Consider the following 26,269-nt stretch of genomic DNA (forward strand, 5'->3'; position numbering starts at 1 on the left):
CATGACCTCAACTGCACCCGGCACCGGCCGGACCACCACGGCTGCCACCGGTACGGGCTCATCGGCGTGGTCCCGGCTGTCCCGCCGGCTCGATGGAAACGCTGAGGGCTACGGCCCCATCCGCGGAACCCTGGGCACGGGCCGGATCGGCATGATCTGGCTGGCCGCCAACCTGGTGGTCACCACCCTGCTGACCGGCACCCTGTTCGTTCCGGGCGTCACCTGGACCACCGCAGTGGGCATGATCGTGCTGGGAACCGTGATCGGCGGTGCCGTCCTGGTCCTGATCGGCAACATGGGCACCCGGACCGGCCTGCCCACCATGTCCCTGACCAAGGGTGCGTTCGGGCTGCGCGGGTCCTTTGTGGCCGTGGCCGCAAACGTTGTGATCCTGATGGGCTGGAGCTGGGTGCAGGCGATGCTTGCCGGCGTCACCGTGAACTTCCTGGTGGAGCGCGCCACCGGATTCTCCAACCCCGTGCTGTTTTCCGTTCTCTGCCAGCTGCTGGTCGTAGCCCTGGCCATCTTCGGCCACAAGGGCATTGCCCGGGTGGAGCCCCGGCTGGCACTGGTGATCCTGGCGATCATGGGATACATCTTCACCGTTTCCTTCACGACCTTCCCGGTGGCTGACTTCGCCGCCATCCCGGTGGATACCGCCGCCGGCTGGTCGGCAATCACGGTGCTCGACGTCGTCATTTCCACCGCCATTTCCTGGACGGTGCTCTCGGCCGAATTCAACCGGCTGGCCAGAACGCAGACCGCCGGCGTGGTGGGCTCGGCGACCGGGTACGTGCTTTCCACCGTCCTGGCAATGGTCCTGGGCGCCACCGCCATCGGCTACGTGGTGCTCGACGGCGGGGAGGCCGTGGGCTTCGAGCCGACCCTGATTGTCGGCATCTTTGGTGTTCCGCTGGCCATCGTCATTTTCCTCTCCGTCATGGCCACCAACACGATGGTCGTCTACGGCATGGTCTCGTCCGTGGTGAACATGGTTCCGTCGCGGAAAATCCGGTTCCTGCCCACGGCCCTGGTGCTGGGCGCCGTCTCGGTCCTCGGATCCACCTGGCTGGGGCTGCTGGACAGCTTTACCTCGTTCCTGACCGTGATCGGCTCCCTGTTCATCCCCGTCTTCGCCGTGATGATCGCCGACTACTACCTGGTCAACAAGCGCTCCTACGGCACCGATATCCTCCGGGCCCGGGGCGGCCGTTACTGGTTCCGCAGCGGCTTCAATCTTCCGGCCCTGACGACCTGGCTGCTGGGCGCAGCAATCTCGCTGCTGCTGACCTATGCCGTCACCAGCCCGGTCGGAGCCACCATTCCGACCTTCGTGATCAGTTTCGCCGTCTACTGGGGCTGGTCCGCGGCGGCGGGGCGGGTGGTTGCCGGTTCGCCGGTGTCCCGGCATCTGAGCGAGGCAGTGGACGCTTCCGGGACGGCCGAACATGCAGGCGGTTGACCTCAGCCATCCGGTTGTCTCCGGGATGCAGGTGTTCCCCGGGGATCCTGCCGTGCACATCCGGAACGCGGCATCCGTTGAGGCGGACGGCTTCCAAGTAGCTGAACTGCACCTGGGCAGCCACACCGGAACCCATCTGGATGCCCCGCTGCACACGGTTCCGGGCGGAGCAGCCGTGGACGAGCTTCCCCTGGAGAATCTGCTGGGCTCGGCCCGGATTGTCTCCGTCCCCGGCGCCGCCGAGCTGGGCAGGATCCGGTGGCAGGACGTGGCGGCCGGACTCGAGGGGCTGCTGCCCGGGACCATCGTGCTTTTTTCCACCGGCTGGTCCGAGCACTTCAACACGCACCGCTACCTCCGGCATCCCTCCTTCGACGCAGAGATCGCCGAACGCCTGGTCGACGCCGGCATCCGGTTGGTCGGGATGGACACGCTCAACCCGGATCCGACGCCGGCACCCGGGTCCGGCGGCGTTCCCAGCCTTCCGTTCCATGACGTGTTTCTGGGCGCCGGCGGCGGGATCATCGAGAACCTGACCAACCTGGCGGCTGTGACCTGGTCCGATCCGCTGTTCTCCGCCTTGCCGCTGCGCCTGGCCGGCGTGGACGGTTCCCCGATCCGCGCTGCCGCGTTTCAGCTCTGACGGCTCGGCTATCCCGGGTCCGGCTCACCGCGAGGTGGGGCTAGATCAGCCCGGCTGCCCAGCGCAGCCGCAGACTCTCTTCCAGTTCCTGTTCGGCGACCCTGCGTTCAATCTCCGCCAGCTGTTCCTGCAGCAGGGGAATCCACCGGTTCTCCACGGCGCGCTGCCGGGTACGGGTGGCAGCCAGCTCATCGGAAACCAGCAGCAGAGCCCGTTCAGCGCTCGCCGCAGCGACAGCCGCCTCCAGCGCGGCACGGTGCGAAACCGCCGTGTAGGCCAGCGCGGAGCTTCCGCCCACCGACGACGGATCGGGAAGCACGCACTCCGCCGCCTCGGGATAGGAGATGCCCATGGCACCGCCCCACCGCACCCGCACAGTGGCCGGACCGGCCGGCACGGCCTGCCCGATCCGGTCTTCCCCATCCAGGCCGGCGGACCGCCGCAGCCACAGCGCGGCCTCCGCTGCCTGCTCATCCCAGGCCCGCCGGGCGGCGTCTGCCTTCTCCCGCAGCCCCTCGATCGCACGCTGCAGGATGCGCTGCTTGCGGTCCAGCAGTTCCGCTCCGCGCGTGGCAGTAGCCAGCCGGCGCTCCACGTCGGCTTTGTCCGCACGGCTTCCGCCGCTCCGGAACGCGCTCATGCCCGGAACCTGCTCATCTCGGGAACCTGTTCATGACCGGAACCCGCTCACAGCCGCGCTCCACCGACGGGCCCGGGCAAATACCTGTCCAGGAACTCGCCGGAGAGCATGGTCAGTTCCCGGCGGGGCAGGAGCGACAGGGCCTGCCAGGCCAGATCCATGGTGTCGTCGAAGGTCCGCAGCTCATCACGTCCCTGGTTGAGCAGGTTCCGCTCCACGACGCTGCGGAACTCGATGTAGGCATTGTCGGTCTCGCTCAGTGCTGCCGCGCCGACCAGTTCGGCCAGTTCAGCGGCGGTGCGGGCGCGGGCCATCGCCGAGAGGATCTGCGCCGCGACATCCAGGTGGTCCTCGCGGGTGCGTCCCTTGCCGGCGCCGCTGCGCATCAGGCGTGACAGTGAGGAGAGCACGTCCACCGGCGGATAGATGTTCCGCGCGTCGACGTCCGGATCCAGGACCACCTGGCCTTCGGTGATGTAACCGGTCAGATCAGGAACCGGATGGGTAATGTCTCCGGCCGGCATGGTCAGCACCGGCACGATGGTCACCGATCCCTCCCGATCCCGAACCCGGCCGCACCGTTCATAGAGGCCGGCGAGGTCGCTGTAGAGGTAGCCGGGGTATCCGCGGCGGGCGGGAATCTCCCGGCGGGCCGCAGAAACCTCCCGCACGGCCTCGGCGTAGCTGGTCATGTCCGACATCACCACCAGAACATCGGAGCCCTCGTCGTAGGCCAGTGACTCGGCCACGGTCAGGGCTATGCGCGGGGTGAGGATGCGTTCGATCACCGGATCATCGGCGGCGTTGAGCAGCAGCACCAGTTCTCCGGCGGCTGAGCGTTCCTCCAACCGGTCGCGGATGTAGGCGATGTCCGCGTGGGTCATGCCCATCGCCGCAAACACCACCCGGAACGCCCGGCCCGCGGACGTGGTGGCCTGCGCGGCGATCTGCGTGGCCAGGGTGAGGTGCGGCAGGCCGGCAACCGAGAAGATCGGCAGTTTCTGCCCCCGCACCAGAGTGGTCAGCGCATCGATGGCTGAGATGCCGGTGATGACCGGATCCTGCGGCGGTTCCCGGTAGACGGGGTTAAGCGGCCAGCCGCCCACCGGCGCCGTCGTTCCGGCAGTGATGGGAGGGCCGCCGTCGAGCGGTTCGCCGCGCCCGTTGCAAACCCGCCCGAGCCAGTCCGGGCCGGTGGGAACAGCCAGCGGCCGGCCCTGGAACCGGACCTCGATCCCGCCGAGCGACATTCCGTCGGTGCCCTCGAGGACCTGCAGCGTGACTTCATCGCCGTCGACCTCCAGCACCAGTCCGTGCCGGTCCGGCTGGCCGGCCACGCCCACGGTGGCAAACTCGTCCCAGCCCACGCCGTCGGCGTCGCCGAGGACGAGCAGGGGCCCGCGCAGCTCGCGGACCGCACTGTGGCCCACCTTCGGCACGCCGACCGCGGGCACGCCCCCCGCGGGCACGGGACCGGGCACGCCCCCCGCGGGCCCGGGACCGGGCGGGGAGTCCTGGGGGTTCGTGCCGGGGGTGCTGTCGCTACTGGTCACCGTCGTTGCCTTCCGTAAGCCCGCCGCCGGCCACCTGCTGCAGCTGACGCAGGAATTCGCGTCCCCGCTCCAGGACGCCGTCGGCGTCGGTGGGACCGGTGTCCTCGCGCAGCCGCAGGACCGGCGTGAAATCGAAGCGTTCGACGTCGGCCGGCGGCACTCCGCGCGCCACCAGTGACTGGCAGACGTCCACCACGTCCAGGACGGTCTGCAGCAGCGCTGATCCCTTCTCCGCGGAGCTGTAGCCGTCATTGGGGCTGAGCGCGTTCTGCAGCAGGACGCCGTCGCGCACCAGCCGTCCGCCCAGCAGCACCATCCGTTCATGGCCGGGCAGGGAAGCGGCTCCGATGATCTCCGCCAGGGCAGTGAGCCGGTCCGCCTCGGACAGCAGCAGGGACGCCGACGCCCGGCGCTGCGCCCACAACGGATCGCCGTGCGCCGAGAACCAGCGGCCCAGCGATTCTGCATCGCGGGAGAAGGAGCCGCGCCAGCTGACGGCCGGATAATGCCGGGAATAGGCCAGATCCCGGTCCAGCACCCAGAGCGAGCGCACAAAGCGCTGGGTGTCGGTGGTGACCGGTTCGCTCATGTCGCCGCCGGGAGGGGAGACCGCGCCGATCACGGTGACCGACGCCGTTGCCCCGCCCAGGGTGCACACCCGCGCCGCGCGTTCGTAGAAGGCGGCCAGCTCACTGGCCAGGGAGGCGGGGTAGCCCTCCTCGGCGGGCAGGTCGCCGTTGCGGTTCGCGAATTCACGCAGGGCTTCGGCCCACCGGGAGGTCGAGTCGGCGATGACGACGGCGTCATACCCCATGTCGCGGAAGAACTCGGCCACTGTCACCCCGGTGGCAATGGATGCCTCGCGGGCCATCATCGGCATGTTGGAGGTGTTGGCGATGATCACGGTGCGGTCAATCAGCTTGCCTCCGGTGCGCGGATCATCCAGTCCGGACAGCCCGTCCAGGACATCGGCCATCTCGTTGCCGCGCTCGCCGCAGCCCACATAGACAATGACGTCGGCGTCGGACCACTTGGCGATCTGCTGCAGCGTCAGGGTCTTGCCGGTGCCAAACCCGCCGGGCACTGCCGCTGCCGAGCCGCGGGGGAGGGGGAAGAGCAGATCCAGGACCCGCTGGCCGGTCTGCAGCGGAACGGTGTCGGTCAGGCGCTCGCCGAAGGGGCGTGGCCGGTGCACCGGCCACTGCTGTGCCAGCGGAATCTCGAGGCCGCCCACCCGCGCCACCGGATCCAGGGGATGGACCGGGCCGGTCGCCAGCCACTGGACCTCACCGCCGATGTGCGGCGGCGCCAGGACCCGGAATTCCACCGTGCCGGCTTCCGGAACTGTGCCGAGGACCTGTCCCGGACGTACCGTGTCACCGACCGACACCGAGGGCGTGAACCCCCAGGACGTGCTCAGCACCGAAGGATCCTCGGCGGAGGACATCCGGTCCTGGGTCAGCCAGAGGGGAGCCGAGGACAGCGGCCGGAGCAGCCCGTCGAACACCGTGCCCAGCAGCCCTGGTCCCAGCAGTCCGGAGAGCTGGCGCCCGGTGCGCTCCACGGCGTCGCCGGTCTTCAGCCCGCCGGTGTACTCGTAGGCCTGCAGTGTGGCGTCGGTGCCGTTGATGGAGACGGCCTGCGCGGAGATCCGCTCCGGTCCCACGGCGACGACCTCCAGCATGGAGAGTCCGGACAGGCCGGTGACCTCCACCAGCGGGCCGCTCACCCGGGTAATGGTGCCGCTGTCCCGAGCGGAGCTGCCCCCGGCTGTATCGGACCGCTTTCCAGCACCAGGGCGGCCTCCCGGATCTACTCTGCGTCCCATAACCGGTGCACCTCCCCGGAGTGGCGTTCCAGGGCCTGTTCGGCCAGGGCGGGCAGGGAGAGGTCCAGATGCCGGGATCCGGCAGACCCTGTGACGCCGCCCTTGTAGCTTTCGGTCACGGAGGCCATCGGACCCAGCAGTGCATCCGCCCGCTCGGTCAGCCGCCGGAGCATCTGCGGATAGCGCGGATCGCTGCGCAGTTCCCGGGCCTGGTGCTGCACCTGCTGAACCAGGTCGGAGCGCAGGGCCTCCTGCTGCGCCAGCACGGTGCGGCGGGCCTCCCTGCGGATCCGCGCCGACCGGCCGACAGCTTCCGCATGGGCTGCTTCGCTGCCTTGCTGGGCTGCCGTGGCGCGGATCTGCTCCGCCTCGGACCGGGCCGCGGACAGGATTTCGTCGGCCTGCCGTCGGGCGTCGCCGGCCCGGCGGGCAGCCTCGGCCTCGGCTTGCCGGCGCAGCGCATAACGCACCGGCTCGAGGGCGGCATCAAAGCCGGAGGGCAGGCGACTCATCAGGGCCACCTCATCAGGGCAGCACCGCGGTCAGGGGAGGGGCGGAATCAGGCAGCACGGCGGTCAAGGGAGAGGCCGAATCGGCCAGTTCCGCGGCGAGGATAGCCGCGGCAGCCGGCGTCAGGACGACAGCCAGCACCGAATCCGGCAGGCTCGCCCACGCGGAGCGCACCTGCTCCGGTCCGGCGGCCGGATACAGGACCGCGCCGGCGAGCCGGAACCCCTGCAGCAGGGCCGGTTCGCCCAATGCCGCCACCGTGCCGGCGCCCGCTCGGCCCGCCACCGAGCCGGCAGCCTCCGGGCTGCTCATGCCTGTCCGATCAGGATGATCGAAATAATCAGCCCGTAAATGGCGATGCCCTCGGCCAGCCCCACCACCACCATGGCGCGGCCGAAAATTTCAGGTCTTTCGCTCATCGCCGCCAGCGCCGCGGACCCGGTGTAGGCCACGGCGATGGCTGCGCCAATGGAGGACCCCGCCACCGCAATCGCGGCACCGATCAGGGCCGCGCCGCTGCTGTCGCTTCCCTCGGTTGCCGCGGCAACAGCGGTGGCTGCGGCACCGCCGTCGCCCGCGCCCGCACTGGCGGGCGCGGCATTCAACGCAGCGGCAAAGAGGGCCAGCGCCCCGGCCATCAGCACGGCGTTGAGGCCGAGCAGCGCCTTGACGCCGGCGCGTCTGTTGCGCCGCAGCAGCACAACGGCGCCGAGCGTGAGCAGGACAGCGAGAAGGAGGACCAGCGGAAGGCCGGCAAGCCAGGGATTCATGGGAGGTGCCTTTCAGCTGGGGGAACGGATACTTGCCCGGAGCTCTGCCCGGCGTCCGGATCCGGGTCGGCGTCCGGATCCGGATTCCAGGGCCGGAACCGTCTGCCTTCGTCTTGGAAGACGCGGGAGAACAGCTCGTAGTACTCGAGCCGCAGGGCCTGGATTCCGGCGACCAGGCCCTCCAGGGCGAAGGTCAGGGCGTTGCCGATGATGAAGACGACGACGGCGGCCGCCGCCCGCCAGTCCGGCGCCCACAACGCGGTGGTGGCCTGCCAGACGACCATCATCAGCGCGGCGTGCGTGAGGCCGAAGGCGGCGAGCCGGGTGAAGGACACTAGGTTCGAGCCCAGCTGCACCACGCTGTCCACCAGCTCCACGGAGGCCTGCAGGCCTCCGGTCGGCCCGCCGCCGGACTCGGCAAACAGCCCGATGAACATCAGCACCAGCGCCAGCAGGGCCACCACGCCGGCGACCACCAGGATCACCGGAGCCGAGGCCAGCAGCCCCCAGGCAACCAGTCCGATGGCCGTAAACAGCAGGGCGCCGGCCAACCCGGATCTGGCGTACAGGGCGTAGCCCCATCCTCCCTCGCGGACCCGGTTAATGGTGCCCAGAACGTAGGAGCCGGCCAGCAGCACAGCACCCAGCACCAGCGCCGCGACCAGCAGCGGAATGGGCTCCTCCAACGGTTCCAGCCACAGCACCGGCAGCACGCCCGTGGGACCGAAGAACTCACCGTAGAGGATCCCGAAAAACACTGCGGCAAGTCCGGCGCCGGTGATGAACAGCCAGGTGCGGCGGAAGCGCTGCAGCCGGGGCAGGAACCGCAGCAGCAGGCCGGCAATTACAAGCAGTGCGCCCTGCCCGGCGTCGCCGAACATCATGCCGAACATCACCACATACGCCACACCTGCAATCCGCGCGGGGTCGAGATCGGCGTACGGAACCGTGGTGTAGGTGTCCACGAGCAGGCGGGAGAGGACCGGCACCTGCTTCCGGCGCGGTTCGTCACCGGTCAGAAGCGTGGGCGGCTGCACTCCGCGCGGACGCCGGAGCGGGACGGCGGAGGCCCCGTGCGGTTCCAGCGCCGCCTGCAGCTCGGTCAAGCGCTGCGTCGGTGACCATCCCACCAGCGCTGCCACCGAACCGTGCACGACGGTGGCGTCTGCCGCCCGGTCGATCTCTTCGGGTCCGGTGCCGGGCTCGTACGGCAGGTCGAGTTCGACGGCGGAGCTGCGGGCCACCTCGGCCAGCATCTCGTGCCGGGCCGCCAGTGGGGCGACCAGTGCTATGCGCTCCATCCGCACCGGGCTCAGCGCTTCACGCCACGGCATCCAGCACCTCGCTGGCTCCGGCGTTCACCGCTGCAGCGGCCAACGCCGCCCGGACCCGCCAGGCATCGGCCGCAAGTACTGTCATGGCACCGAGGACCACGTCCGGCCCGGGCAACCCGGCCCGAAGCAGGGAAAATCCGTCGGTTTCAATGCGCACAGCCAGCGCGGCCTCGGCCCGCCACAGATCGGCGCTTCGGTCGATGCCCGCCAGAGCCTGCGCTGCAGACGGGGGAAGCGTGCTGCGCAGGGTTTCCGGAGTCAGGGTTTCAGAATTGCGCGTTTCAGAGTTGCCAGGTTCAGACGTGTGGGGTTGGGAGGGACGCGTTTCCCGGACGCCGGTGCTGCTCCAAGCGGTGCCCAGGAGTGGGCGAAGCAGAGCGACCAGCCGGTCAGCCGGCGCGGTCCCGTCCACCAGGAGCAGCCGGGCGCAGATCAGTGCAGCCGCAGCTGCCGCCCAGGGCCGCACTGCCGCCGCTTCCGCGGTGAGCCGACGCAGCCAGACGGCGGTCAGCACATCGGGCAGCGCGGAGTCCGGTCCCGGATCGCCCCAGGGCGACGAGGCCAGCGCCGCCTGCAGCTCTTCGGATGTTGACGCGGTCCGAAGGCGCGGCCAGGCTGTTGCGAGCCCTCCGAGGTCAAAGTCCGCTGCGGCGTCGCCGTCGTTGGCTCCGGCCTCCTGGCGGCGGAGGACAAGGTCCAGGGCGAGGATGTTGTCGGCTTCAAAGGCTGCTGCCGCGGCGCGGATCAGGCGGGTTCCTCCGGCGGGAAGCCATCCGGCCAGTACCCGCAGTTGCCAGAGGACAGTTCTGCGGGTGGCGCGGTGTGCCTCGGTGAGCGTGCGGGCCCCGTTCAGCTCTTCTCCGTACACCGTGTCGGCCAGCCGGTCGAGGCCGGCCTGCAGTCCGGGAGCCGCGGCGATGCTGCGGCAGGTTCCGGCCCCGACCCGGCGCTGTGCCATGGAGCGCGCCCGCACCGATGCAGCTACCCAATCGGATCTCATGGGAAGGTGTTCCCGGAGCCGAGGAGATCCTGCACCAGATCCGCTACTATCACCGAAGCGAGTTCGGGCATCCGGGCTTCACCGCGCTCCTTCAGTTCTGCCGCTTCCTCAGTTGCCTGCCGGAGCATCTCCGTGTCGGCGGCTTCGGCCTCGCTGGACACCTTTTCCGCTGCGGCGGCACGTACGGCACCGCTGTCCATGCGCGCTTGTTCCACCAGGGCGGCTGCCTGAGCCCGTGCCCGGGCCACCGTGTCTGCTGCCCGCACTGAGGCGTCGTTGGTCAGGTCTTGCGCCTCGCGGATGGTCGGATCCAGGGCTTCGAACACCGGGACGAGTTCCGCTTCCGGCCCCTCGTCGTCGGTGGCGGGAACTCCGGCAGGGCCTGCCGGTCCCGGTGATCCAACGGGCCGGAACCTGTCCAGCAAACTGTTGCGTGCCATCGAAACACCTCCTGGTTAAGCAGTAGGGCTGAGTGCAGGGGAGCCGGCATAGCCGCCGGACGTGCGTGCCGGGAACCCGGCCTAGCTGCCGGAGGCATCGGGCTCGCCTTCGGTGGCTTCGGCCTCGGACGCCTCACCGTGCTGCACAATGTCGCCGTCGGTGAAGAGGATGCCGTGGGCGATCTCCCGCCACAGCGGAGTCCGGCGGAGCAAAAACTCCAGTTCCATGCTGAAGTGCTTGAACTCTTCGCCCAGGGAATCGTGCATGATCGCGCGGGACTGGGCATCGGGTTCCACAGCGATCCGCTGGACATACCAGCCAATGGCTTCTGCTTCTTCGCTCAGGCTGGCGCACATCCTGGCGAAGGTTCGGGTCTCTGCGGGAAGTTCGGATGGCGGCTCGTGATACTGCTCAGTGCCCATGGTGTCTCCTGGTGCGGCCGGTGGTTCAGGCCGATGTCCGGGCTGTCGAGGAGCCAGTGGAATTCTGCGGCTCCTGCGTTACGTCCCCTGTCATTCGAGGTTACGGTTGGCCCCGGACGGAAACAATGGTCGAGGCCCAGGCCCCGGCGGGGACCGGCAAAAACGCCGGTCCCGCCGGGCAGGGACAGAACGCTACCCGCTTACCCCAGCCGGGCATAGGCGGAGGCGAAGTGCACCAGCGGGTCCGCCTCGTCGTCGGGCGTGGCCCGCCGGCCCATCGCCACCACTTCGCCGACAACCAGTTGGTGGGTGGCCGCCGTCGTAACCTGAGTGGTGCGCACCTCGAACCAGGCGATGCACCCGTCGATGATGGCAGCATCGGTGACCGGCCCGCGGCCGTAGTCCACCTGGCTGAGCAGGCCTTCCAGCGGCGAACCGGGGCTTGCCAGCCAGTTTGCCGTGCCGCGCTGGCGGGCGGAGAGCAGGCTCAGCGCCCAGGTGCCGCTCTCCACCACGGCCTCGGCGATCCGTGCTTCGGCGAAGAGGCTCACCAGCAGCGTTGGCGGATCGTAGGACACGGAGAGGAAGCCGCTGACCGTGGCCGCGTAGTCCCGGCCGCGCAGCCGTGTGGACACCACGGCCACACCGGAGGCAATGTCGGCGCTCAGCAGGCGGTAGCTGTTGATCGCCTCGTCGGTCACCTCCGGCGAGGGAACCAGCTCGCCGGGGAAAACGCCGTGTTCCATGAACTCCTACTTGGCGGCGTCGTGCTGCGTGCCGTCGGCGGAACCCGTGTCGGAGCCTGCGGCTGCGGGAACCAGCTTCACGGAGACGGAGTTGATGCAGAATCGCTGGTCAGTGGGGGTGTCAAAACCCTCGCCCTCGAACAGATGGCCCATGTGCGAGTCGCAGTTGGCGCAACGGACCTCGACGCGGTCCATGCCCATGCTGCGGTCGTGGATGTAGCGGACCTTGCCCTCGGCCAGCGGTGCGAAGAAGGAGGGCCAGCCGCAGTGCGAATCAAACTTCTCACTCGAGGTGAACAGCTCGCTGCCGCAGGCCCGGCACTGGTACACGCCTGCGGTCTTGGTATCCCAGTATTCACCGGTGTAGGGGCGTTCGGTTCCGGCCTTGCGCAGAACCTGGAATTCCTCCGGGCTCAGTTCCTCGCGCCACTGGTCATCTGTCTTTTGTACCGGTACGGTTCCGGCGGTGTCTTCAGTCATAGTCGCGTCAACGCTTAAGAGTCGCCAATAAATCCCGAACCGGAATACAGGTGCAGCACCGGGACTCCCAGCCGGTCCTGCGCCTCATTCGCCCAGTCAGTGCGGAACGTGTCCTCCACGGCATGCGGAGTGGTGATGACCACAACCTGCTGCGCATCCGAGGCCTTCGCCGCGGCCACCACCGCCTGCACGGGATCCTCACCGGTAACCGAACCGGTGGCCTCCAAGCCCGACGCCTTCAGCAGCTGCAGCGATTCGGCGAGCTCCACCTCGGCTTCCTTCGTTTCCTGCTCCTTGGTCTGCTTGCCTCCGGTCAGCTCGCGGAAGGCAGCGGCGAATTCCAGCAGGCTCAGGTTGTCCAGCACATCCACCAGCAGATTTCGGCCGGTATCCGACGGGACCAGCACATCAAACCGGGCGGGATTGTCCTGCACCAGATACTGCAGGTTGGAAATGTCGACGTCGTTCAGGGACTCTTCGGTCAGCACCACGATTGTTGCAGTCATGCGGCCAGCTTACGTTACGGCGCGAATGACCGGATGAGTGCCGGAATTGAAGAGGAGCGTAAAGAAGCCAGTCCGGAAAAGCCTTGTTGTGGCAAATGGACGAAACGTATACTCAGTTTTTTGACGCCGTCGGAATGGCCCTCCCGAAGTGAAAGAGAGCAGGCATCTTGTCGATCAATGCAGCAGAAAAAGGCACGGTGGCCATGAGCGGGCCATCTGCACGCCAAGGTGAACTGAGCCCGGCTACGGTGCAGGCTTTCGACGAGGGGTTTGCCTCCGATCCCCGGCGTCTGCGTGCACAGAATGCAGTGACATCGGTCGCGATCAACGACATTGCCCTGAACCGTTCCCGTTTGCTCTCCGTGCCCGGAAGCATTTCACACAGACTCGATGACTGGGAAGCTGTTGATCAGAAAAAAAGCGGCCGGTGCTGGCTCTTTGCTGCGCTGAACCTGCTTCGGGCAGACGCCCGGAAGAAACTGTCGCTCAAAAACTTCGAATTCAGCCAGAACCACGCCATGTACTGGGACAAGCTGGAACGGGCCAACGCCTTCCTGGAAGATATGATCACGCTTTCCGGCCGAAGCGTCGATGACCGGCTTCTTTCCTTTCTGCTGGGCAACGTCATGAATGACGGCGGTCAGTGGAATATGGCCGTTAGCATCTTCACCAAGCACGGTGCGGTGCCGAAGGAGGTCATGCCCGAAACGGAGTCATCCTCGAATACCTCCGCAATGAACAAGTCCCTGAGCAGCCACCTGCGCAAGGAAGCCGGGGTCCTGCGGGAGGCAATCACTGCCGGTGCGCTGCCGGAGCAGGTGGCAGCACATAAGGAACGGATACTCAGGGATTTCCACGCGATCCTGACCATCCATCTGGGAACACCGCCGAAGGATTTCGAATGGGCCTGGAATGATGACAACAAGAAATACTGCAACGCCGGCACCTTCACCCCGCAGGAGTTTCTGCGGAAATTCACCGACATGAATTTGGATGACTACGTATGCCTCGTTGACGATCCGCGTCTGGAGCACCCTAAAAACACACCGCTGACGGTGGATCATCTGGGAAATGTCGTTGGCGGAAATCCGGTGCTTTACCTCAATGCCGATATTGAAGTCATGCGGGAGCTTGCGGCAGCAGCAATTGTGGATGGTGAACCGGTGTGGTTCGGATGCGATGTTTCCCCGCAGATGTCTGAGAAGGACGGAGTATGGGCCGGTGACCTGTTCGACTATTCGGGCGTCTACGGGGTCGACTTGGTGTCCACGAAGGAAGACCGGGTGCGTTACCGGGATTCTGAAATGACCCATGCCATGCTCTTCACTGGTGTCGACCTCGTTAATGGGCGGCCTCGGCGCTGGCGCGTCGAAAACAGCTGGGGCAGCGAAAAGTTCGACAAGGGATTCTGCACCATGGACGACTCATGGTTCGACGAGTACGTTTTTGAAGTCGTGGTGAATAAGTCACGTCTTACCGGGCCTTTAAAAGATGCCCTGTCCAGGGAGCCGCTGGTCCTTCCGGCATGGGATCCGATGGGTGCACTTGCCTGAGCCCGGCCCGTTGAAAGTCCTCAGCCCACTCGATGAGCCTGGTTTTCCCAGACATGGACGGCAAACGCGGAGGCCATGGCGGCGCAGCGGCCGGCGCTGTCGGTGTCGTGGGTAAGAGCTGCCTCGACGAGTTGACCGAGGCTCAGCCCCTGCTCGGCCAGAGCAGCGTCGTCCCAGTTCCTGAGTTCTTCCGCCTGTACCTCCGGGTGAAACTGCAACCCCCAAACGCGTTCGCCCAACCGGAATGCCTGATTGGTGCAGTCCGAGCTGGACGCGAGGAGGACGGCGCCTGCCGGCAGAGCAGTGATCCGGTCCTGGTGGTTTTCAATGAGGAAAGCCTCCGGGGCAAAGGCGGATATGACCGTATCCAAGGCTCCCTCGTCCGTCACCCGAATACGTACGGCGCCCCGTTCCGGCGTTCCGTCATTCCGTTTCACCTCTCCTCGGGCAACGTCGGCCAGTAACTGCCCGCCCAAGCAGATCCCCAGCGTCGGAATGTCCCCGGCAATGGCCTGCTGCGCCAACCTGCGTTCCCGAGGGAGCCAGGGAGCTTGTTCGTAGTCATCGGGCATCAGCCCGCCGCCGAGCATTACCAGGCCGTCGAAAGCCGCCAGGGTTTCGGGCAGCCCGTCGCCGCCGAACCTGATGTCCAGGTCAAGTCCGGCATCGCGGAACCAAGGTTCCAGGCGGCGCAACCCGCTCTGGCGGGAGTTAGCCACCACGAGCACTTTCGGCGGGTCGGACGGATTTTCATTTTCCATGATTGCTCCCACTCAGTTGGTTCCGGCCCGCACGAAAGAGCGGTAGTCGTCATCTGCACCCGCGAGCACCCGTAGGACGTTTCCGGAAGCAAGTTTGCGAAGGTCATCGTTGTCCCACCCGCGGTGCGACAGTTCAGCGAAGAGGTTCGGATAGCCGGCAACCGTGTCCAGCCCCTCCGGCATCGCGTCAGTACCGTCGAAGTCACCGCCCAGGCCAACTCCGTTGATGCCGGCGACGGACCGCACATGGTCAATATGGTCTGCTACGGTGCGGACATCCACCGGCGGCATCGGGCCCTTTTGACCGGCTACCACCCATGCGCGGCGCTCCGGACACATGAATGAGGGTACGAAAGTCACCATGTGGACACCTCCGGCCGCGGCCACACGTCGGATCACGTCATCGGGGACATTGCGCGGATGGGGGTTGACCGCATAGGCGCCGGAATGGCTGTTGATCACGGGCATGGTGGATGCATCCAAGGCATCGTGCATGGTTTTGATGGAGGCGTGGGCCAAATCCACCAGCATTCCGATGCGGTTCATTTCGGCGATGACTTCCCGGCCGAATGCGGTGAGGCCGTTATTGACCGCGGCGTCGGTGGCGGAATCGGCCCAGCTGCTGCTGGAGGTCCACGTCAGGGTCAGGTAGCGGGCACCCAAACGTGCATAACTGCGCAGCACGGCCAGCGAACCGTTGATCTGGCTGCCCCCTTCGACTCCGATCAGCGAGGCAACGCGGCCATCCTGCATGCTCCGGCGGACATCGTCTGCGGTGGACGCTAGCCGGAACGTGTCGGGGTACCGGGCAGCCATCCGGTGCACGAAGTCGATCTGTTCCAGCGTTGCTTGGACCGCGTCTGCGCCGCCGATGTCGCTGTGGACCCACACCGACCAGAACTGTCCTGCAACACCGCCTTTCCGGAGCGCCGGAATATCGGTGTGCAGACTGAGCTTGTCGTCCTCCATTCCCTCGACGGAGTATCCGCGCGTGGTGCGTGCCGTCCAGGGGAAATCATTGTGCCCGTCAATGACGGGGATTTGTGGCAAGTGGCTAGTACTCATCTGCGGTTCCCTGCTGCCGGCCGGACTGGTCTGCAGGCACTTCGGAATCGAAATACCGCAGTTGGTTGTGCGCTATCCAGGCATGGTCGATTGCGAACCCGATGCCCGGACCGGTGGGAACATCGACAGCGCCGTCGCGGGCAGTAATAGCCGGGGTGATGACATCCCGGGCGTAGTACTTGTCCGAACCTGAAACATCCGAGGGCAAGGTGAAATTGGGGAGGGAGGAAAGCGCCACGTTACCCGCCCGGCCTATTCCAAATTCATGCATGCCGCCGCACCAAACAGGGATCCCCTCGTTCCACGCCAGGTCATGGGCGGCTTTGGCCACGGTCAGCCCGGCCATGCGGGACACCTTAATGTTCAGGACCCGGCCGGCCTTCATCGCGATCATGGTCCGCAGATCGTCGAGTTGAACCACGGCCTCGTCGAGGCACACTGCGGTGGCGATGCGTTCCTGCAGCCGGGCGTGGGCGGGAAAGTCGCGGGGGGCAAACGGCTGTTCGATCATGGTCAGGCGGTACGCATCCAGTTGGGCGAGCCGGTCCATGGAGGAGGTGTCTGAGCCGTAAGCACCGTTGGCGTCCACATGCAGGTCGAGTGCGGGGTAAGCCTGGCGCACGGCCTGAACCGGCAGGACGTCCCAGCCCGGTGCAATCTTCAGCTTGACCCGTCCGTAACCGGCTGAAACCTGCTTGTCGACTTGGTCCAGAAGGATATCGATGGTCGGCTCTATGCCCAGCGAGACTCCTGACCGGACCACCGAACGGGTGCCGCCCAGCCCTGCGGCCAGCGACTGGCTGTTCGCCTTGGCCCACAGGTCCCAGGCGGCACCGGCGAACCCCGCCTTGGCGAATTCGTGGCCGCGGATTTTGGCCCAGCAGCCGTCAACGTCGCCGGGGTGCTCCCACTCGACTCCGAGCACGGACTGAACCAGGTATCCGGTAGCCATCAGCCAAGCGGTGTCAGTGGTTTCAGAAGTGAAATATGGATGGGTGGAGGAAGCGACTTCGCCCCAGCCGGTGGAATCATGCTCGTCGGTCAGCTCCACCAGGATGTGCGTGAGGCTGGACTTCTTATGCGAGCTGGTTTGGAAGCTGTGGACGAGCGGCAACTCCACCTCGAACAGGCGGACACGGGTGATCTTCATGAAAAACCCTTTTCATTTTCATCGGTCGGATCGAAGTAGAGGCCCATGGATTTTCCTATGGCGCCGCGGGTGCCGAGCCGGCGACGGGCACCTTTTGCGCTGGCCGCCGTCAGCGTGCTCAACAAATGACACACCGCCGCTATGGAGGTGGGCGAATCGGCGTAGGAGGCAGAACCGGTATTGAGCGCGATCAGCGCGGCGGCGTCCCGGGCCAGGGGTGAGTCCTCGCTGTCGGTGATCACCACCAGGCGTCCGCCGGCCTGTTGGAAGAGCCTGCCCAGCATCACTGTTTCCTTCCGGTACCGGCGCAACGAAAACAAGATCAGGACATCCGAGCTGCGCACATCGCTGAGGACATCCAGCGGGTTCAGGGAGTGTCCGTCGATCAGGAACACGTTGGACAGCGTTGAGGCCAAATCGGCATTCAAGAGGGCGGCGTAGGCAGAGGACTTGCCCTCTCCGGCAATGTATTTCCGCCGGGCGCCAAGAATGATGGCCGCGGATTGCGGCACGGCCCCGCTGTAGCGCAAATGGGTGAAGGAATTGGCCAGGGATGCAGTCTCGGTTTCCATGAGCCTTTCTTGGAGTCCCTCCGCTGAAAAATTCTTCCTCAGCCGCACGCCGAAACGGTCCTCCGGCGACTCAAGCGAACGATTCAGCTCATAATCCTGGTCAAGAGGTTTCCCTGGATCCGCGGTGCCTGGTTGCTCCTGCATCATTTTCCTTCCGGACGGTCCCTGCTGGCCAGGTAAGCGGAAGTCAGCTGCCCTGCAGGCAGGCAACTGACGAGAGTAAAGCCGGCGTCGAAGATGTCCTTCAGGCTCGATGCCAACCGTCCGCGGGTCCGGGCCTGGCTGCCGTAGGGGTCGCCGTCTGCCGGGAGCCCGGCCGGCACCGGTATCCAGTAGGCCTCCCCGTCGGGGATCAGCGCACCGAATTCCTCGTTCTGCAGGCCTTCGGGAGGAACGGGCATCTGTTTGGGTTCGGAATGTTCGGAACCGGGCCCAAACTTCCATTCGACGAGGATCCGGTCTGTGTACTCCCGCCCGTAATAGTTCTCGATGAAGTCGATTCCACGGGCGCCCAGCGAGTTCAGGTTGAAGTGCGCGTTTCGAGCGAGCATCGGATCGAAGGTCCACCGCATGGCCCGGACTCCCTGGCGCAGCGTGAGATCGCGCTGGCAGTTTTTCAGGATCCGGCCGCACCCCTGGCCCTGGTAACGCGGGTCAATCACGGTGGCCTGCGAGTAGTGGTAGGGCATACCGCCGTCGAAGCCGGTGAACCCGTAGGCGAAACCGATCAAACTCGACTCCTCGTTGCAGATGCCGACCGCTGAGCCGCCGTTGCGCACCAGGGCGCTCAACAAGTTCACGTTTAGGCCATACCCCTTTGCTTCGTAGCCAAAGACTCTGCTGTAGAGGTCGTTGGCTTCTTGGAACGCGTCGTGGCTCGTGAGCAGTCCGCTGAAGCACTTCTGGCCCGTTGGTAAGGACCAGCTCCGCAGTTCATTCATTCTGGTCATAATGTGATCCGTAAACTCCGAGGGCGGGTTAGCTGCATGCTATGTTTCAGCATGTTTGTCAGTTACTTTCTGCAATATACGTTTCTTATCCTGAGGGGTCATTTTGACGCCAGATGAAATGCGAGCTGCTGTTGCCCGTCGTGAAAACCTGATTCTGGAGCGGGTCAGGCACTTGGTGGAGATCGAGTCGCCCTCGGGGGACCGGGAGGCGAGCACCCGGATCACGGACGTGCTGATCGAATGGTTCGGCGCCCTCGACGTGCAGATCGAAACCGTCCGCGCCGAGGCAGGAACCCACTTGCTGATCGAAGCCCCGGGAACCACGGAGGAAGCCCCGCTGCTGCTCATCGGACATTCCGACACCGTATGGCCCAGCGGAACCCTGGACACGAGCCTGCCCTGGTCGGTGCAGGACGGGGTGGTCCGAGGGCCGGGAGCGTTCGACATGAAAAGCGGGCTGGTCATGATCCTCTCGGCACTGGAACTCCTGAAAGGCCGTCCCCGCCGCAGTGTGCGCATCCTGATTAACGCGGACGAGGAAATCGGTTCCCCGACCTCCCAGGACCTTGTGCGCCGGGCCGTGGCAGGAGCGGCCGGGGCCATCGGCTTCGAATCCCCGCATCCGGATGGTGCCTTCAAAGTCGGCCGCCGCGGATCCACCCGGATCCACGTGGAAGTCACTGGCCATGAAGCGCATGCCGCGCTTGACCCCGACAAGGGTGTCTCGGCGATCGACGAACTCGTCGACCAGCTCCTCGTTCTCCGCGGAATTGTCGAGGAAGCCTCGCTCTCGGCTCCGGTCCTGTTCAATGTCGGGACTGTTTCCGGAGGGACCCGGGCCAATGTGGTGCCCGGCCAGGCCAGTGCTGAAATTGGGCTCCGATTCCTGGATGCCGTGACGGAGCGTGCGGTCCTGGAGCGGTTTGCGGATTTGGCGCCCGTACGGAGGGGTGCCGTGGTGACTACCAAGGTGCTCAGCAGCCGCCCCGCTTGGAAAGCCACCAGCGCCGACGCGGCGCTGCTCCGGGAAGTGTCGCTCCTGGCCGAAGGTTTTGGCTGGGACGCCACCGGACGACCGGCAGCCGGAGCCGGGGACACCAACCTCGTGGGAGCCCTGGGGGTTCCCACGATCGACGGCTTCGGGCCGGCCGGTGCAGGGTCTCACGCAGCGGATGAACACTTTTTGCTCCCGGACCTTTACCGCCGCACCGCGCTGCTGGCCGCGCTTCTGCAGCGTTAGGCGCCGGAGCGCTACCGGGGGCAGTACGGGGGTTACCAATTGGGCTCCCCGGGTGACGGGGGCAACGGCACGCCGGGAGGGTGAAAGACATAGGTGATGCCTCCGCTTCCCTTCAACCAGGCGCTCTCGAAGGGTGCCCGGTCCAGCTCGCGCCGCACCTCGCCGCTCGAGGCGGCGCCGGGATCATTGACGATGACGTTTCCCTCCCCGGTGAACCCCGAGATCACCAACAGGTGCCCGTCCGTGTCATAACCGGCCTGCGGGAGTTCCTCCCTGGTGAATGAAACCGAAACGACCAGCGGAATTCCGAGGGCAATGAAAGCTTCGGCTTCGGCGAGGGAACGCAAACGCGTGACAAAGGCCCGAAGCCCGAACCCGGCGGCATAAGCAGCATTGAACGCCCAGTTCCCGGTCCCCTCGTAGCCATGGTCATAGACGCCCTGCGCCGCCCAAATGATGTGCGGGTCGCCCTGGGGCGCCTCGATGGATTCGAGCAACTCGGCCCCGACCTCCCGGCCCCAGTAATACAGCACCATGCTGGTGGCGGTGGGGGAGCACCAGGCAGCACCCCCGCCGGCGAACGCCGGGTAGCAGCCGGCATGGATCATCTGCGGGAAGCGCGGGACATCTAGTGCGAGTCCCTTGTCCAGTGTGAAGGCACTGGTCGGTTTCAGATCGTCCGACGGCGGTGCGCTGACCATGGCATACAGGGCCGCCAGCTGCACCGGGGCAGTCGAGCCGGCGGGCCGCACCAGCGTTGCCCGGACCTGGAAAGCATGGAAGGGGCGGTCCTGCGCAGCACGGAACGTGTCGTTCAGCACCCGGCCGGCAGCGTCAGACTGTCCGTCGATGGTGGTTCGCCGGATATCGCCCGATGCGAAGTCGTCGCCGCCCGCCCAGTGGCCCAGAACGAACCATCTGCTCCAGCACCCGTCCGCCCCCCGGACCCGTAAGGCGGCTTCCAGCCAGGTTGCGGTGGGTGTAACGGCATGCCACGAGAGAACAGCCTCGCCGGCCGGGAAGCCGGTTTCAATAACAGGAGAGGTCGACACACCGCGCTGGTCGCCGCTCTCCGGGGGGATGGGCCGGGGACTCGCCGGGCCGGTCGCGCCCGCCGTTGTGTCGTCGATGCGCAGCGCTCCGTTGTCCCCGGACACGAGACCCGCAAGAGTTCCGGCAGCGAAACCGGGGTCCCTGCCCAGATCATGAAAGCGTATCCGGGGAGCCGGGCCGGTCATGCGCTGCCCTGAACATGCCCGCGAAGCAGCACACCGACGTCGCGCATTGCGTCCATGGCCGCATCACGGTGGTCGCTGCCCCGTTCCCAGTTCGCTAGCACCGCATAGGCCACCCGGCTTTCGGACGTCGACAGCACGCCAATGTCGGCGCGCACGCTGCTGGTCGTTCCCGTCTTGTTCCACAGCCACAGTCCGCGGTCATAGTAGTCATGGGCCAGCGGATCGAAGTTGAAGGTGGAAGCCACCATGGAGCAATCCACGCCGGCACCCAGCCACCGCCGCAGTGTGTCGCATCCGGCTGCGTCGAGCAGTTCGTTGCGGGCCAGACGGGAGACGAAACCGCTGAGCTCCGTGGCGCAGCCGGTGGAAAGGCTAGTCGGAAACCCGGCCGGAACCGGCCACCGCACGATGTCATTCAGGGACGAGGAACGTATTCCCAGCTCCCTGGTGTGTGCGTGGATGACGTCCAGGCCGACCCTCCGGCACATGGTGTTGGTGGCTGCATTGTCGCTGACCGCACCAATCAGTGTGCAGATGTCATAGATGCTCAGGGTCCCGGCCTGCAGCTGGTGCCACAGCCCGGAGTTGTCCATCCACTCGTTCGGTCGGCGGGTGACCTGCTCATCGAGGTTGAGGCGGCCCTCTGCTTCGAGCCTGAGGACCGAATGCAGCAGGAAGACCTTGCCGACGCTGGCGGTATCCAGCGCCCGGTCCGGCTCATATGAGAGGACCTCGGCACCGGAATCAATGTCGAAGGCGCTCACGGACCACGCGATGCCGGGGCTATCCAAGCGGTCGAGAATCTGTTGGCGCTCCATGCTCTTATGCCTCCATCGGCAGGTGTCGCCGGGTCATGGCAGACCGGTGACGAGCACCCGGATGGAATCACCGATCCGGTGCATGGCCCCGAGCACCAGTGCCCGCAAGTCTCCGGATTCATCGCTCCAATTCGCAGCAACCGCATAGGCCACACTGCGCGCCGGACCGTTGAGAATTCCGATGTCAGCGCGCGCGAAGCTCGTACTGCCGGTCTTATGCCGCAGCTCCATGCCCTGGTACTCGGGCTCATCATGGGCTAGCGGATCGAGAAGGAACCCGGCAGCGACCATCGAGGTGTCAGTGTCCGCGGCCAACCATCGGCTCACCAGCCCGCAGACTGATTTGTTCAGGATTTCATCCCGATTGAGCCGAATCATCAGGTCGCTGAGCTCAGCCGCTGTCCCGTAGGACGGGGTCCAGGGCAGGCCGGGACCACGTTCGTTGCGGATGTAGTCCAGGAGCGCGGTGTCCTTGTATCCGAGTTCCGCAGCCACGGCGTGGACGGAGTCGAGCCCGCAGAGGTGGATGAGGGCGTTGGTAGCCAGATTGTCGCTGACAGCGCCGACCAGCAGAGCAGCGTCGTAGGCCGTGATGCGCTGTTCGAACATGCGGTAGAGCAAGCCGGAATCCTCGACGACGTGCTCTTCGGGGATCTCGATCAACCGGTGCGGGTCCAGCCGCCCGTCGACTATGCGGCGGGCGACGTCGATGAGCAGGAACACCTTCCCAATGCTGGCGGTCCGGCACACGGTGTCGGAGTGGTGGGTCGCCGCCACCTGTCGGGTATCGGCGTCCAGAATATGTATGGACCAGGTGACCCGGTCATCGAGTTCGGGCAGCGTAAAGGTCATGAGGTGCTGCCGCCTTCCGCGGTTCGGACGGGGGCACCGGATTCGAGGTCCCGGTGGATCATCGGGGCGGCGGCGAGCAGCCGCTTCGTGTACTCGTGTTTCGGATCCAGGAGCACCTGTTCGGCAGGTCCTCTCTCGACAATTTCGCCGTCCACCATGACGGCCACGGTATCGGCAATATTCCAGGCCAGGCCCAGGTCGTGGGTGATGACCAGAGCCGAGAGGCCCAGGCTGCGCTTGAGGTTCAGCAGCAGGGCCAGGACCTCGCCGCGTGCTGAGGCATCGAGGGAAGCGACGGGCTCATCCGCGATGAGCATCTGCGGGTCCATGGCCAAGGCACCGGCAATCACTACGCGCTGGCGCTGTCCGCCGGAGAGCTCCTGCGGAATGGCACCGAAGTAGTCCTCGCCGGGGATCAGCTCCGCGTTCTCCAGGCTGCGGATCACCTGTTCGCGTTCATCGCCCGGGTACTTCTGGATCCGCAGGCCCTCGGCCACTGATTCGTAGACCGAAAGCTTTGGGTTCAGCGACGCGCTGGGGTCCTGGAGGATCAGCTGGACCTCCTTGCGGAATGCGCGCAGCTGCCGGGTGGTGCGGCCCAGCTGTTTGCCGCCGTACAGGATTTCACCTCCTGAATCCGGCAGCTCCAGACCGAGCAGGGTGCGGGCAAGGGTCGACTTGCCGGAACCGGACTGGCCCACCAGGGCCAGGATCTCACCGCGGTGGATTTGCAGGTCCACGTTCCGTACTGCCCGAACCGTTCTTCCACCGGTGTGGAAGGTGACGTTCAGGTTCTTGGCTTCGAGGAGAACCTCGCCGCTTACTGCCGACGGTGTTGCTGCGGGTTTGGCGTAGTCCCGGCGGGTCACTGGGTTGAGCCGGGATTCGGGGTCGCCTATCTCAGGGAACGCATCGGCCAGCTGTTTGGTGTATGCGGCCTGGGGGTTCGTGCAGATCTGCCGGGAGTCGCCGACCTCAATCACTTCCCCTCCCCGCATTACGGCTATCCGCTCGCAGGCGGCCGCCAGGACGGAAAGGTCGTGGCTGATCATCAGCAGCGAGATGCCGCGGCCGGTGACCAGTTCCTTCAGTACCTGCAGTACCTGGGCCTGAACGATGACGTCCAGGGCAGTGGTCGGTTCATCGGCGATGATAATGTCCGGCTCGCAGGCCAGTGCCATGGCGATCATGACGCGCTGCTTCTGTCCGCCCGAGAGCTGGTGCGGGTAGGACTTGGCTTTCGCCGGGTCGACGTCGACCTGCCGCAGCAAATCGCCCAGGCGCTGCCGGCGGGAAGCCTCGGTAGTCCAGCTGCCTTTCACATGCAGTTCCAGGGCCTCAATGATCTGTACTCCGACCATCTGCACCGGGTTTAGCGAGTGCATAGCGCCCTGGAACACGATGGAGGCCTCGGACCATCGGACGGCGCGCAGTTGCCCGAAGGTCAGGTCGGCGATGTTCTTGTCGCCGACCAGCACGTTGCCGTCGACGCGGGCATTGGAGGGAAGCAGCCGGAGGACGCTCATGGCGAGCGTCGACTTCCCGGATCCCGATTCGCCGGCTACGCCCAGTGTTTCGCCTGCCGGAAGGGCCAGGCTTACGTTCTTGACGGCTTGGATCACCCCGCGGCCGCTGCCGGTGGTGGAGTAGCTGATGGAGACGTTGTCGAAGACGAGATCTGGCATGTCTACCGGCTCCTCATGGTGGGGTTGGTGATTGATTCAAAGGCACGGCCCACCAGGGTGAATGCCAGCACCACCAGCAGGATGGCCAGGCCCGGGATGATGACATACCACCAGTAGCCGCTGGTTGCCGCCGAGACGTCCATGGCGTTCTTTAGGATGGTTCCCCAGGATTGCTGGGTCGTGTCGCCCAGCCCGAGGAACGCCAGAGTCGATTCGGCGATGATTGCCGAGCCCACAGTCAGCGTCGTGTTGGCCATGACCAGGGGAAGCACCGCCGGGAAGAGGTGTTTCATAATGATGTGCAGGTGCCCGGCTCCGAGCGCCCTCGACCGTTCAATGTAGGGCCGGGACTCGACAGAGAGTGTTTGTGCGCGGACCACACGTGCTGTGCCCGCCCATGACGTCACCCCGATGGCGATGACGATTGTCAGGACGCCGCGGGAGAGCACCGAGGACAGGACAATCGCCAGGATGAGGGAAGGCAGCACCAGGAAGAAGTCAACGAAACGCATGATGACCCCTGCGGTCAGCCCGGTGAAGTGCCCGGCTGCCATGCCAACCAGTGTGCCGATGAACATCGACATGGCGGTGGCGGCGATGCCGACGATCAGCGACACGCGGGCTCCCCAGAGCATCCGGACCCAAAGTTCCCGGCCCTGGTGGTCGGTCCCCAGCGGGTGCTCCCAGGAGGGGGGAGCGAAGCGCGGCTGGTCCATCAACAGGGTGACGTCCAGCATGGATCGGGGGGCGAGCACAGGGGCGAAAATGGCAGCCAGGATTACCACTGACAGGAATACTGCCCCCAGCAGGCCGGTCTTGCTCCGGCAGAACTGCTTCCGGACGTTGGCGGCCGCTGCCAGGCGGCGCCGGCGGACAATTTGGCGGCGTGAAAGTTGGGCCTGCGGCTTGCGGTTCCGTGCGGTTTCGGTGCTCATGACCGCCTCACTCTCGGGTCAAGCTGGCGGTAGACCAGGTCGGCAACCAGGTTCATGATGATGATGATGGTCGAAAAGACCACGAAGGTACCTTGCAGCAGCGGCATGTCCGGTCCGCTGATGGCCTCGTAGGTCAGCTTGCCGAGACCCGGCCAGGAGAAAACTGTTTCGACGGTGACAGCACCCGCAATGAGTCCACCGATGTGCATGAAAACGAGGGTGACGGTTGGGAGCATTGCATTTGGCACGGCATGCCGTCGGCGGACCAGATCGTCCCGGAGGCCCTTTGCCCGGGCCGTGGTCAGGTAGTCGGAGGACATTTCTTCAATGAGCGATGCCCGCATCACCAGCAGGTATTGCGCATATACGACCGCCACCATGCTCGCCACCGGCAGGGCCATGTGCCGGGCAACGTCGATCACGTATTCGATGCCGCTGGCCTCCAGCCCGGGCGTCACCATCCCCCCGGTTGGAAACCAGCGAAGGGTTCCGCCGAAGATCATCAACAGGATGAGTCCCAGCCAGAAGGTGGGTACGGACCAGAACACCAGGGAAATCCCCGTGGCCGCCCGGTCAAACCAGGAGCCGCGTTTCCAAGCGGCGTGCTGGCCCAGCCACAGCCCGAGGACGATGGCCACTAGGGCAGCGGTGGCCGTCAGCACCAGAGTGGGGCCGATGTACTCAGCGATGAGCGAACTGACCGCCTTGCGGTAAACATAACTCTCACCCAGGTTGCCGCTGAAGATATTGACTATGTAATCCCAGAACTGGGCAGGGAGCGGTTTATCCAGCCCATACTGGCTGCGCAACTCGGCAATTTGTTCAGGACTCATCGGTCGTTCCTGGGCGATTCGGCGGACCGGGTCGCCGGGCAGGATACGGAAGGCGAAGAACCCGAGCAGAATGACCATGGCGAAGCTAATCAGTGCACCGCCCGCCTTGGACGCCGCGTAGCGGATAAAGGAGGAATCGACCTGGTCAGGTGATTCCTGTTCTGCCTTCACCGCCCCAATGGGTGCTGTTGCAGCGGACATATCAGCGCTCTCTTCTTCTTTCAGGAGTCAGACTGGTCCGAACTGACGGCAGGGCCGGCGCACTTTGTTGCACTACGCCGA

The 26,269-nt window shown here is 65.7% G+C and carries 28 protein-coding genes; 4 read left to right on the forward strand and 24 right to left on the reverse strand.

Annotation, left to right across the window (positions count from 1 at the left end):
• Position 1 precedes the first annotated feature (1 nt).
• Both QNO08_RS06890 and QNO08_RS06895 read left to right on the forward strand, forming a co-directional pair.
• Entirely contained in the window at positions 2-1,462 is a 1,461-nt protein-coding gene (locus QNO08_RS06890; protein WP_229966872.1) for a purine-cytosine permease family protein, read from the forward strand.
• Positions 1,449-2,105, forward strand: coding sequence for a cyclase family protein (locus tag QNO08_RS06895; RefSeq protein ID WP_229966871.1), 657 nt, complete (start codon positions 1,449-1,451; stop codon positions 2,103-2,105). Before QNO08_RS06890 ends, QNO08_RS06895 begins: the two co-directional genes overlap by 14 nt.
• 40 nt (positions 2,106-2,145) lie before the next feature.
• Here the strand turns inward: QNO08_RS06895 and QNO08_RS06900 are convergent, their stop codons facing one another.
• The 13 genes from QNO08_RS06900 to QNO08_RS06960 form a co-directional block, all read right to left on the reverse strand.
• Entirely contained in the window at positions 2,146-2,745 is a 600-nt protein-coding gene (locus tag QNO08_RS06900; protein ID WP_229966870.1) for a V-type ATP synthase subunit D, read from the reverse strand.
• Positions 2,746-2,792: 47 nt separating this feature from the next.
• The gene (locus QNO08_RS06905) at positions 2,793-4,298 is read right to left on the reverse strand and encodes a V-type ATP synthase subunit B (RefSeq protein ID WP_229966869.1); all 1,506 of its coding nucleotides are present in this window, start codon (positions 4,296-4,298) and stop codon (positions 2,793-2,795) included.
• Positions 4,288-6,126 (reverse strand): V-type ATP synthase subunit A, encoded by a 1,839-nt coding sequence (locus QNO08_RS06910; protein ID WP_231712866.1) that lies wholly within the window; start codon positions 6,124-6,126, stop codon positions 4,288-4,290. Before QNO08_RS06910 ends, QNO08_RS06905 begins: the two co-directional genes overlap by 11 nt.
• Positions 6,111-6,638 carry a hypothetical protein gene (locus tag QNO08_RS06915; protein WP_229966867.1) on the reverse strand — a complete coding sequence of 176 codons (528 nt, stop codon included), beginning with the start codon at positions 6,636-6,638 and terminating at the stop codon, positions 6,111-6,113. The genes QNO08_RS06910 and QNO08_RS06915 overlap by 16 nt, the downstream gene beginning before the upstream one ends.
• Positions 6,639-6,651: 13 nt before the next feature.
• Positions 6,652-6,948 (reverse strand): hypothetical protein, encoded by a 297-nt coding sequence (locus QNO08_RS06920; protein ID WP_229966866.1) that lies wholly within the window; start codon positions 6,946-6,948, stop codon positions 6,652-6,654.
• Positions 6,945-7,406 (reverse strand): ATP synthase subunit C, encoded by a 462-nt coding sequence (locus tag QNO08_RS06925; RefSeq protein ID WP_229966865.1) that lies wholly within the window; start codon positions 7,404-7,406, stop codon positions 6,945-6,947. The genes QNO08_RS06920 and QNO08_RS06925 overlap by 4 nt, the downstream gene beginning before the upstream one ends.
• Positions 7,403-8,740, reverse strand: coding sequence for a V-type ATPase 116kDa subunit family protein (locus tag QNO08_RS06930; RefSeq protein ID WP_229966864.1), 1,338 nt, complete (start codon positions 8,738-8,740; stop codon positions 7,403-7,405). The genes QNO08_RS06925 and QNO08_RS06930 overlap by 4 nt, the downstream gene beginning before the upstream one ends.
• Positions 8,727-9,740, reverse strand: a complete 1,014-nt coding sequence (locus QNO08_RS06935) for a hypothetical protein (protein WP_229966863.1) — start codon at positions 9,738-9,740, stop codon at positions 8,727-8,729. The genes QNO08_RS06930 and QNO08_RS06935 overlap by 14 nt, the downstream gene beginning before the upstream one ends.
• Entirely contained in the window at positions 9,737-10,180 is a 444-nt protein-coding gene (locus tag QNO08_RS06940; protein ID WP_229966862.1) for a hypothetical protein, read from the reverse strand. Before QNO08_RS06940 ends, QNO08_RS06935 begins: the two co-directional genes overlap by 4 nt.
• 81 nt (positions 10,181-10,261) lie before the next feature.
• On the reverse strand, positions 10,262-10,603 hold the full coding sequence (locus tag QNO08_RS06945; RefSeq protein WP_229966861.1) for a ferritin family protein: 342 nt from the start codon (positions 10,601-10,603) through the stop codon (positions 10,262-10,264).
• 200 nt (positions 10,604-10,803) lie between these two features.
• Positions 10,804-11,349, reverse strand: coding sequence for a flavin reductase family protein (locus QNO08_RS06950; protein WP_229966860.1), 546 nt, complete (start codon positions 11,347-11,349; stop codon positions 10,804-10,806).
• Between the two features lie 6 nt (positions 11,350-11,355).
• The gene (msrB, locus tag QNO08_RS06955; protein WP_229966859.1) at positions 11,356-11,829 is read right to left on the reverse strand and encodes a peptide-methionine (R)-S-oxide reductase MsrB; all 474 of its coding nucleotides are present in this window, start codon (positions 11,827-11,829) and stop codon (positions 11,356-11,358) included.
• 14 nt (positions 11,830-11,843) lie between these two features.
• Complete coding sequence (locus QNO08_RS06960) at positions 11,844-12,335, reverse strand: hypothetical protein (RefSeq protein WP_229966858.1); 492 nt, start codon at positions 12,333-12,335, stop codon at positions 11,844-11,846.
• A 167-nt stretch (positions 12,336-12,502) separates the two neighbouring features.
• Here QNO08_RS06960 and QNO08_RS06965 point away from each other — a divergent pair, with 167 nt between their 5' ends.
• Positions 12,503-13,888, forward strand: a complete 1,386-nt coding sequence (locus QNO08_RS06965; RefSeq protein WP_229966857.1) for a C1 family peptidase — start codon at positions 12,503-12,505, stop codon at positions 13,886-13,888.
• Between the two features lie 20 nt (positions 13,889-13,908).
• Here the strand turns inward: QNO08_RS06965 and QNO08_RS06970 are convergent, their stop codons facing one another.
• The 5 genes from QNO08_RS06970 to QNO08_RS06990 form a co-directional block, all read right to left on the reverse strand.
• Entirely contained in the window at positions 13,909-14,661 is a 753-nt protein-coding gene (locus QNO08_RS06970) for a type 1 glutamine amidotransferase (RefSeq protein WP_229966856.1), read from the reverse strand.
• A complete protein-coding gene (locus QNO08_RS06975) occupies positions 14,662-15,714 on the reverse strand; it encodes a dipeptidase (protein ID WP_229966855.1) in 1,053 nt (350 codons plus the stop codon).
• On the reverse strand, positions 15,704-16,864 hold the full coding sequence (gene menC / locus QNO08_RS06980; protein ID WP_229966854.1) for an o-succinylbenzoate synthase: 1,161 nt from the start codon (positions 16,862-16,864) through the stop codon (positions 15,704-15,706). Before menC ends, QNO08_RS06975 begins: the two co-directional genes overlap by 11 nt.
• On the reverse strand, positions 16,861-17,436 hold the full coding sequence (locus QNO08_RS06985) for a MurR/RpiR family transcriptional regulator (RefSeq protein ID WP_229966853.1): 576 nt from the start codon (positions 17,434-17,436) through the stop codon (positions 16,861-16,863). Before QNO08_RS06985 ends, menC begins: the two co-directional genes overlap by 4 nt.
• 143 nt (positions 17,437-17,579) lie before the next feature.
• Positions 17,580-18,386, reverse strand: coding sequence for a hypothetical protein (locus QNO08_RS06990; RefSeq protein ID WP_229966852.1), 807 nt, complete (start codon positions 18,384-18,386; stop codon positions 17,580-17,582).
• Between the two features lie 103 nt (positions 18,387-18,489).
• Here QNO08_RS06990 and QNO08_RS06995 point away from each other — a divergent pair, with 103 nt between their 5' ends.
• Positions 18,490-19,626 (forward strand): M20/M25/M40 family metallo-hydrolase, encoded by a 1,137-nt coding sequence (locus tag QNO08_RS06995; RefSeq protein ID WP_229966851.1) that lies wholly within the window; start codon positions 18,490-18,492, stop codon positions 19,624-19,626.
• A gap of 32 nt (positions 19,627-19,658) precedes the next feature.
• On the opposite strand, the gene QNO08_RS07000 is transcribed toward QNO08_RS06995, so the two are convergent.
• Genes QNO08_RS07000 through QNO08_RS07025 form a run of 6 tightly spaced genes read right to left on the reverse strand, consistent with a single transcriptional unit; the run spans position 19,659 to position 26,188 of the window.
• Complete coding sequence (locus tag QNO08_RS07000; RefSeq protein ID WP_229966850.1) at positions 19,659-20,864, reverse strand: C39 family peptidase; 1,206 nt, start codon at positions 20,862-20,864, stop codon at positions 19,659-19,661.
• Complete coding sequence (locus QNO08_RS07005) at positions 20,861-21,682, reverse strand: serine hydrolase (RefSeq protein WP_229966849.1); 822 nt, start codon at positions 21,680-21,682, stop codon at positions 20,861-20,863. The genes QNO08_RS07000 and QNO08_RS07005 overlap by 4 nt, the downstream gene beginning before the upstream one ends.
• 33 nt (positions 21,683-21,715) lie before the next feature.
• Positions 21,716-22,534 carry a serine hydrolase gene (locus QNO08_RS07010; RefSeq protein ID WP_229966848.1) on the reverse strand — a complete coding sequence of 273 codons (819 nt, stop codon included), beginning with the start codon at positions 22,532-22,534 and terminating at the stop codon, positions 21,716-21,718.
• Positions 22,531-24,219 carry an ATP-binding cassette domain-containing protein gene (locus QNO08_RS07015; RefSeq protein ID WP_229966847.1) on the reverse strand — a complete coding sequence of 563 codons (1,689 nt, stop codon included), beginning with the start codon at positions 24,217-24,219 and terminating at the stop codon, positions 22,531-22,533. Before QNO08_RS07015 ends, QNO08_RS07010 begins: the two co-directional genes overlap by 4 nt.
• 2 nt (positions 24,220-24,221) lie before the next feature.
• Positions 24,222-25,154 carry an ABC transporter permease gene (locus tag QNO08_RS07020; RefSeq protein WP_229966846.1) on the reverse strand — a complete coding sequence of 311 codons (933 nt, stop codon included), beginning with the start codon at positions 25,152-25,154 and terminating at the stop codon, positions 24,222-24,224.
• A complete protein-coding gene (locus QNO08_RS07025; RefSeq protein ID WP_229966845.1) occupies positions 25,151-26,188 on the reverse strand; it encodes an ABC transporter permease in 1,038 nt (345 codons plus the stop codon). The genes QNO08_RS07020 and QNO08_RS07025 overlap by 4 nt, the downstream gene beginning before the upstream one ends.
• Positions 26,189-26,269: the final 81 nt, after the last annotated feature.

Origin of the sequence: Arthrobacter sp. zg-Y820, from assembly GCF_030142155.1 — a bacterium.
Classification (GTDB): Bacteria; Actinomycetota; Actinomycetes; order Actinomycetales; family Micrococcaceae; genus Arthrobacter_B.

What these genes read in the sequence shown, in the direction of transcription:
- QNO08_RS06890 (WP_229966872.1), top strand. Translation starts at nt 2, where the DNA reads ATGACCTCAACTGCACCCGGCACCGGCCGGACCACCACGGCTGCCACC.
- QNO08_RS06895 (WP_229966871.1), top strand. Translation starts at nt 1,449, where the DNA reads ATGCAGGCGGTTGACCTCAGCCATCCGGTTGTCTCCGGGATGCAGGTG.
- QNO08_RS06900 (WP_229966870.1), bottom strand. Translation starts at nt 2,745, where the DNA reads ATGAGCGCGTTCCGGAGCGGCGGAAGCCGTGCGGACAAAGCCGACGTG.
- QNO08_RS06910 (WP_231712866.1), bottom strand. Translation starts at nt 6,126, where the DNA reads ATGGGACGCAGAGTAGATCCGGGAGGCCGCCCTGGTGCTGGAAAGCGG.
- QNO08_RS06915 (WP_229966867.1), bottom strand. Translation starts at nt 6,638, where the DNA reads ATGAGTCGCCTGCCCTCCGGCTTTGATGCCGCCCTCGAGCCGGTGCGT.
- QNO08_RS06920 (WP_229966866.1), bottom strand. Translation starts at nt 6,948, where the DNA reads ATGAGCAGCCCGGAGGCTGCCGGCTCGGTGGCGGGCCGAGCGGGCGCC.
- QNO08_RS06925 (WP_229966865.1), bottom strand. Translation starts at nt 7,406, where the DNA reads ATGAATCCCTGGCTTGCCGGCCTTCCGCTGGTCCTCCTTCTCGCTGTC.
- QNO08_RS06930 (WP_229966864.1), bottom strand. Translation starts at nt 8,740, where the DNA reads ATGCCGTGGCGTGAAGCGCTGAGCCCGGTGCGGATGGAGCGCATAGCA.
- QNO08_RS06935 (WP_229966863.1), bottom strand. Translation starts at nt 9,740, where the DNA reads ATGAGATCCGATTGGGTAGCTGCATCGGTGCGGGCGCGCTCCATGGCA.
- QNO08_RS06940 (WP_229966862.1), bottom strand. Translation starts at nt 10,180, where the DNA reads ATGGCACGCAACAGTTTGCTGGACAGGTTCCGGCCCGTTGGATCACCG.
- QNO08_RS06945 (WP_229966861.1), bottom strand. Translation starts at nt 10,603, where the DNA reads ATGGGCACTGAGCAGTATCACGAGCCGCCATCCGAACTTCCCGCAGAG.
- QNO08_RS06950 (WP_229966860.1), bottom strand. Translation starts at nt 11,349, where the DNA reads ATGGAACACGGCGTTTTCCCCGGCGAGCTGGTTCCCTCGCCGGAGGTG.
- msrB (WP_229966859.1), bottom strand. Translation starts at nt 11,829, where the DNA reads ATGACTGAAGACACCGCCGGAACCGTACCGGTACAAAAGACAGATGAC.
- QNO08_RS06960 (WP_229966858.1), bottom strand. Translation starts at nt 12,335, where the DNA reads ATGACTGCAACAATCGTGGTGCTGACCGAAGAGTCCCTGAACGACGTC.
- QNO08_RS06975 (WP_229966855.1), bottom strand. Translation starts at nt 15,714, where the DNA reads ATGAGTACTAGCCACTTGCCACAAATCCCCGTCATTGACGGGCACAAT.
- menC (WP_229966854.1), bottom strand. Translation starts at nt 16,864, where the DNA reads ATGAAGATCACCCGTGTCCGCCTGTTCGAGGTGGAGTTGCCGCTCGTC.
- QNO08_RS06985 (WP_229966853.1), bottom strand. Translation starts at nt 17,436, where the DNA reads ATGGAAACCGAGACTGCATCCCTGGCCAATTCCTTCACCCATTTGCGC.
- QNO08_RS06990 (WP_229966852.1), bottom strand. Translation starts at nt 18,386, where the DNA reads ATGACCAGAATGAATGAACTGCGGAGCTGGTCCTTACCAACGGGCCAG.
- QNO08_RS07000 (WP_229966850.1), bottom strand. Translation starts at nt 20,864, where the DNA reads ATGACCGGCCCGGCTCCCCGGATACGCTTTCATGATCTGGGCAGGGAC.
- QNO08_RS07005 (WP_229966849.1), bottom strand. Translation starts at nt 21,682, where the DNA reads ATGGAGCGCCAACAGATTCTCGACCGCTTGGATAGCCCCGGCATCGCG.
- QNO08_RS07010 (WP_229966848.1), bottom strand. Translation starts at nt 22,534, where the DNA reads ATGACCTTTACGCTGCCCGAACTCGATGACCGGGTCACCTGGTCCATA.
- QNO08_RS07015 (WP_229966847.1), bottom strand. Translation starts at nt 24,219, where the DNA reads ATGCCAGATCTCGTCTTCGACAACGTCTCCATCAGCTACTCCACCACC.
- QNO08_RS07020 (WP_229966846.1), bottom strand. Translation starts at nt 25,154, where the DNA reads ATGAGCACCGAAACCGCACGGAACCGCAAGCCGCAGGCCCAACTTTCA.
- QNO08_RS07025 (WP_229966845.1), bottom strand. Translation starts at nt 26,188, where the DNA reads ATGTCCGCTGCAACAGCACCCATTGGGGCGGTGAAGGCAGAACAGGAA.